The organism is Candidatus Streptomyces philanthi, from assembly GCF_059553635.1.
Map to the genome: position 1 here is coordinate 1 of NZ_JCANQV010000335.1, position 5,834 is coordinate 5,834.

The following is a 5,834-nucleotide window of genomic DNA, read 5'->3' on the forward strand; positions in this document are numbered from 1 at the left end:
CGGCGGGTGCGGGGCGCCGGGCGGTGCGGTCGCCGCCCCCGGTCCAGCGGCCGCGCAGTCCGACCAGTACGGCCATGGCGACGACGAGCAGCAGCAGGGAGACGGAGGTCGCGGCCTCCGGGGAGTCCTGGAGCAGCAGGTAGACCTGGAGGGGGAGGGTCTGGGTGGTGCCCGGCAGGTTGCCGGCGAAGGTGATGGTGGCGCCGAACTCGCCGAGCGCCCGCGCCCAGGTCAGGGCGGCTCCGGCGGCGAGGCCGGGCGCGACCATGGGGAGGGTGACGGTGCGGAAGACCCGTAGGGGCGGGGCGCCGAGGGAGGCGGCGGTCTCCTCGTAGGAGGGGCGGAGGCCGGCGAGTGTGCCTTCGAGGCTGATGACCAGGAACGGCATGGCGACGAAGGTCGCCGCGACCACCGCGCCCGAGGTGTGGAAGGGCAGGGTGAGGCCGAAGGTGTCCTCCAGCCAGGGGCCGAGGACGCCGCGGCGCCCGAACCCCAGCAGCAGGGCGACACCGCCGACGGTCGGCGGCAGCACCATCGGCAGCAGCACCAGGGAACGCACCAGTGCCTTGCCGGGGAAGCGGACCCGGGCCAGCAGCCAGGCGAGCGGCACCCCGAGCAGCAGCGACAGGCCCAGCGCCCAGAAGGAGACGACCAGGGAGAGCCGCAGCGCCTCGGTGACGCCGGGCGCGGTCAGATGGGTGCCGAGGTCGCTCCACGAGGTGCGGGCGAGGATGCCGACGAGCGGCATCAGCAGGAACGCCACCGCGAGCAGCGCGGGCACCGCCAGGGCCGCCGGTGTACGGGAGGCGGGCCTGCGGGCCGGGGTGCGGCGGGTGCGGGGGCGTGTCATGGAGGGTCCTGGGGTCGGGGCGGGCGGGGGCGCGGCGCGGCCCGCTCCCCTCGGGTCGGGCCGCGCGGCGTTCCGCGGGCCCTACGGCTGCTGGAATCCGGCCTTCCGCAGGATGCGCTGCGCCTCGTCGGTCCCCAGCCACTTCACGAACGCGCCGGCGGCCGCGGAGTGCTGGGAGGACGTGAGGACGGCGGCCGGGTAGGAGGCGACGGCGTTCTGCCCGTCGGGGATGTCGACCGCGGTGACCTTGCCCTGCGCGGTGGCGGCGTCGGTCCTGTAGACGATGCCGGCGTCGGCCTCGCCGAGTGCGACCTTGCTGAGCACGGCGCGGACGTTGGGCTCCTGGGAGACCGGTTTCACCGTGAGGTCCTGCGCGTCCAGGACCTTCTTGCTGTAGCGGCCGACGGGTACCTCGGGGGCGGCGAGGACGACCTTCAGCTTGGTGTCGGCGAGGTCCTTGAGGCCGCCGATCTTCTTGGGGTTCCCGGCGGCGGTCGCGATCACCAGCCGGTTCCTGGCGATGACGGTGGGGGTGCCGGTGTCGCCCTTGAGACCGTCCATGGTCGTGGTGTCGGCGGTGACCAGGGCGTCGGCGGGGGCGTTCTGCCGTACCTGGGCGGCGAGTTCCTGGGACCCGGCGAAGGAGAACGCGACCTTGGTGCCGGGGTGGTCCTTCTCGTACGCGGCGCCGGCTTCCTTGAAGACGTCGGTGAGGGAGGCCGCGGCCAGCACGGTGAGCCGGGTCCCGGAGGCGTCGTCCTTCGTGCCCGCGCCGTCGTCCCGGGAACCGCAGGCGGCGAGGGGGACGAGGAGGGCGGCGGTGACGAGCGCGGCGGCGGCGCGGCGGCCGGTCAGGGACGGGGGCATGGCGGGGTTCTCCTTGGTGCGCGGGGACGGGGCACGCCGCCGGGCCGGGCGGCGCCGCGGCAGGAGGCGGGCGGGCGGCGCGGCCCGTCAGACACGGTCGATGTGCACATTGGTGGACTTGACGCGGGCGGTGGCGCGCATGCCGACCTCCAGCCCCAGTTCCTCGACGGCTTCCCTGGTGAGGAGGGAGACCAGGCGGTGCGGTCCCGCCTGGATCTCGACCTTGGCGGCGACGTCGCCGAGGGTGACGCCGGTGACGATGCCGGGGAAGGCGTTGCGGGCGGAGGTGTACGAGGCGTCCTCGTCACCGGGCCCGTTCTGGCCGACCTCGACCGCGAGGGCGGCCAGGTCGCGGCCGTCGATCAGACGGCGGCCGCCCTCGTCGCGGTGCGTGGCGACCCGCCCGGCGTCCGCCCAGCGGCGCGCGGTGTCCGGGCTCACGCCCAGCAGCCGCGCGGCCTGGCCGATGGTGTAGGACTGCATGTGCGCCAACATATGCGGCGAAGCCTCGCACATGCAATCGAGGTGGGGCGGTTTTCCTGGCAGGAGCGGCAGTCACCGGACATCGTGGCCCCCCCGCCCCCGCCATCAGTCCCACAGCAGGTGGCGGCGGAAGAAGTCCAGGACGCGGGACCAGCCGTCGACGGCGGCCTGCGGGCGGTAGCTGGGGCGGTCGACGGCGAAGAAGGCGTGCGCGGCGTCCTCGTAGGTGTGCAGGGTGTACTCCTTGCCGTGGGTGCGCAGCGCGGCCTCCAGGGCGGCGGTGTCGACCGGGGAGGGGTGCCGGTCCTCGGCGCCGAACAGGCCGAGCAGCGGGCAGGAGAGGTCCGGGGTGAGGTGCAGGAGCGGGGCGACGGGGAGCGGGAAGTCGGCGGGCGGGTGTCCGGAGACGAAGGCGCCGTAGCAGTCGACGGCGGCCTGGAGGTCGAGGCGGCAGGCGGCCAGGAACGCCTGGCGGCCGCCCGAGCAGTAGCCGATGACGCCGGCCCTGCCGTTGGAGGTGGACAGGGCGCGCAGGTAACGGGCGGCTCCGGCGATGTCACCGACGAGCCGTTCGTCGGGTACGCCACCCCGGGACCGGGCGACGGCCGCGGCGTCCTCCGGACGGGCTCCGGGGGCCTCCCGGCTGTAGAGGTTGGGGCAGACGGCGGCGAAGCCCTCGGCCGCGAAGCGGCGGGTGATCTCCTTGGTGGCGCGGTCGTAGCCGGGCATGTGGTGGATGACCACCACGCCTCCGGTGGGGCCGGGGGCGAGGGGGCGGGCGGAGTACGCCTCGACGGGGTCGCCGTCGTGTCCGGTGAGGGTGACGGTCTCGGCCAGCATTGCGTCGTACATGCGGATCCTCGCGTCGGGTGGGGCGGGCGCGGCCCCGGCGGGGCCCGCTCGGCGTGATCCTCCAGTGCCGGGGGCGCGCCGTACAGCAGGCGGCGCCGGGCGGGCACCGGACGGGCGAACTCCGGGCTGCGGCACCGGGAGTACGGGCCCGTTCCCGACGCGGCGTCACCACGTCCCGGGGCCGGCGACCACCCCGCGAACAAACCGGTTGGCGCCCGCCCCGCCCCGTGCTCCAATGCGCGGATGGATCGTGAAGCGGTGCGGGAACTGTTCGACCGGCAGGTGCGCCAGGAGGCGACGGCCCTGGAAGCGGGGGTGCGGACGGAGCGGGTGGGTCCGGTGGTGCGTCAGGTGGGCGGCCCCGGCGACTGGAGTGCCGTGGTGTGGTCGGACCTGGAGGCGGGGACGGCGGACGCGGTCATCGCCGAGCAGGTGGCCCACTTCGACGCGCTCGGACAGGAGTTCGAGTGGAAGCTCTACGGTCACGACCGTCCCGCCGATCTGGGCGCCCGGTTGCGGGCCGCCGGGTTCGTACCCGAACCGGCGGAGACGGTGATGGTGGCCGAGGCCGCGGGCCAGGCGGCCCCGGAGGTGCGGCTGCCGGACGGCGCGGAGCTGCGGGAGGTGACCGGTCCGTCCGGGGTGGAGCTGATGGTGCGGGTGCACGCGGAGGTGTTCGGTGACCGCGGGGAGCGATTGCGGCACATGCTCCTCACCCAACTGGCCGAACATCCCGACGGCCTCGCGCTGTTCGTCGTGGTCAGCGAGGGGCGTCCGGTGTCGGCGGCGCGGCTGGAACTCGGGCCGGGGTCCGCTTTCGCCGGACTGTGGGGCGGCGGCACGCTGCCCGCCTGGCGCGGCAAGGGCCTGTACCGGGCGCTGGTGGCGCGCCGCGCGGCGGTCGCGCGGGACCGCGGGTACCGGTTCCTTCAGGTCGACGCGTCGGAGGAGAGCCGCCCGGTACTGGAGCGGCTGGGGTTCGCGGCGCTCGGGACGACCACGCCGTACGTGTACCGGCCGGGCGGCGCCCGGACAGGTCTCGGCTGACCGGCGGGGCTTGACGAGCAGGCCACCCGATTCGCCCCGGTTTTCTTCCATTTGCGGGCTCATCTGACGGATGCAACTCTGAAGTCGCAACCGTGGAAGGAGATGATCCCAATGGTGAAGGACCGCACCGCACCGGTCGAGACGCTGCACCTCGCCGCGGAGGTCGAGGGCATGCTGGACTCCACCGAGCCGGACGGCGTCTTCCGAGACTCACGTGAATGCGCGGGCGCGGCACTTCTCGCCGCACTGCTGCTGGCCGCGCCGCCGACCCCGCGCCCCAAGACGGAAACCCGCTGAGGGGCACGCGTTGGCCGAGCAGGCGCCGGGAGCCCTCCCACTGAGCGCCGTGATCGCCGATGCGGCCAACGGGATCGCCCTCGCCCTCCGGGGCGAGGGCGAACCGTACGCCCTGTCGCGGGTGCTGCGGCAGGGTGACGACACGGCACCGGCCACCGTGCGGGTCCTGGGCGCCGACGCGCTCGCCCCGTACGCGCTGGACCGCCGTGCCGGGCCGCCCGACAGCGAGGACGTCAAACTCGTCCTGGCCGCACTGGAGGGGTTTCCGCCGGGTGCGGACGCCTCCGCGGTGTCGGCCTGGAGTTACCGGGGCCTCGTCGAGGCCGCGCACGTGTATCTGCCCGCCGGCACGCACCGCTGGCCGCGGCCGCCGGAGGCGGAGGTGGCGTGGATCGACGACGACCCCTGGCCGAGGTTCGCCCACCGCGCGTCCCAACTGGCCGCGCTCGCCCTGCCCGGACTGCCGTCGGCGCTGCCCGACGCGCTGGCCCGGCGCACCGACGACCTGGCCCGCGGGTTCGTGCGCGCGGTACGCCGCCGCGACTGGATGCAGGCGGCGGGCCTGGGCCGCTGGCTGGCCCGGCTGCCCGGGACACCGCCGACGCTGGGCCTGGACAACGGGCTGGCGTTCGTCGGGCACCTGGGGGGCGACGACCCCCGGGTGACGCTGCACCTGGTCGCCGCCCGGCGCTTCTCCGGGCACACGCCGTGACCGGGCCGGGGGAGGCGGACGACACCGCGCGACTGGACCGGCTGGCCGAGGCCGGCCTGGCCTGGCTCACGCGGTGGCGCGACCGCTTCCGGCTGCCACCGGACGTCACCGCCGACGCGGACCCCGACCTCACCCTCAAACCCCTGGGCGAACTCGCCGAGCTGACGCACCTCGTCCGCACCGCCCACCCCCGGCACGCCGTACGGGAGGCCGCGGACGCGCTGTTCGCGTTCGCCCGGGACCAGACCGGCGGCGGCCGCCTCTTCGCCGAGCTGGCGCGCCGTGAACCGCAGGCCGTCCACCCCGTCGAGCTGTACGGCGTCTTCGCGCAGACCGGGCTGCGGCACGCGGAGACCGAGGCGCTGCTGGCGACGACGACCCGGCTGCGCGGCTGGCGGGTGGCCCGCGAGGACCACACCCGTACGCTCAGCGTCCTCAACGCCGAGCGGCGCATCGGCCTGCCGCAGCACGCCGACCCCACCGCCGTCCTCGCCCTGACCGGCCTCGGGCAGCGCGTCGAGCCCTGGACGCTCGACCTCAGGGCGGCGTACGGCATCACCCATGACGTCTTCCACCTCACCGACTGGGGGCGCCACCCCCGGCGCGTGCCCGGGGAACTGGCCGCCTATCTGCGGCTGTGGCTCCCCTGCTGGCTGGAGTGCTGGCTGGAGGAGGAAGTGTGGGACCTGGTGGGCGAGTTGCTGGCCGTGGCGGCATGCCTGCCCG

General features: G+C 75.1%; 8 protein-coding genes. 4 read left to right on the forward strand and 4 right to left on the reverse strand.

The window, feature by feature from the left end; translation table 11 throughout:
• The 4 genes from AC51EU_RS26125 to AC51EU_RS26140 form a co-directional block, all read right to left on the reverse strand.
• On the reverse strand, nucleotides 1-850 hold an 850-nt coding region (locus AC51EU_RS26125; RefSeq protein WP_496269536.1), incomplete at its 3' end, for an ABC transporter permease.
• A gap of 81 nt (nucleotides 851-931) precedes the next feature.
• Nucleotides 932-1,717 carry a molybdate ABC transporter substrate-binding protein gene (gene modA, locus AC51EU_RS26130; RefSeq protein WP_496269537.1) on the reverse strand — a complete coding sequence of 262 codons (786 nt, stop codon included), beginning with the start codon at nucleotides 1,715-1,717 and terminating at the stop codon, nucleotides 932-934.
• 87 nt (nucleotides 1,718-1,804) lie between these two features.
• Nucleotides 1,805-2,200 carry a TOBE domain-containing protein gene (locus tag AC51EU_RS26135; protein WP_496269538.1) on the reverse strand — a complete coding sequence of 132 codons (396 nt, stop codon included), beginning with the start codon at nucleotides 2,198-2,200 and terminating at the stop codon, nucleotides 1,805-1,807.
• A gap of 105 nt (nucleotides 2,201-2,305) precedes the next feature.
• Nucleotides 2,306-3,052, reverse strand: a complete 747-nt coding sequence (locus AC51EU_RS26140) for a dienelactone hydrolase family protein (RefSeq protein WP_496269539.1) — start codon at nucleotides 3,050-3,052, stop codon at nucleotides 2,306-2,308.
• A 243-nt stretch (nucleotides 3,053-3,295) separates the two neighbouring features.
• Between AC51EU_RS26140 and AC51EU_RS26145 the strand changes: the two genes are divergently transcribed.
• The 4 genes from AC51EU_RS26145 to AC51EU_RS26160 form a co-directional block, all read left to right on the forward strand.
• Complete coding sequence (locus tag AC51EU_RS26145; RefSeq protein ID WP_496269540.1) at nucleotides 3,296-4,099, forward strand: GNAT family N-acetyltransferase; 804 nt, start codon at nucleotides 3,296-3,298, stop codon at nucleotides 4,097-4,099.
• A 111-nt stretch (nucleotides 4,100-4,210) separates the two neighbouring features.
• Nucleotides 4,211-4,396 carry a hypothetical protein gene (locus AC51EU_RS26150; RefSeq protein ID WP_496269541.1) on the forward strand — a complete coding sequence of 62 codons (186 nt, stop codon included), beginning with the start codon at nucleotides 4,211-4,213 and terminating at the stop codon, nucleotides 4,394-4,396.
• 49 nt (nucleotides 4,397-4,445) lie between these two features.
• Nucleotides 4,446-5,108: a hypothetical protein gene (locus tag AC51EU_RS26155; protein WP_496269542.1), complete on the forward strand. Its 663-nt coding sequence runs from the start codon at nucleotides 4,446-4,448 to the stop codon at nucleotides 5,106-5,108.
• The coding region (locus AC51EU_RS26160) for a DUF6895 family protein (protein WP_496269543.1) at nucleotides 5,105-5,834 on the forward strand (730 nt) is incomplete at its 3' end. The genes AC51EU_RS26155 and AC51EU_RS26160, both read left to right, overlap by 4 nt.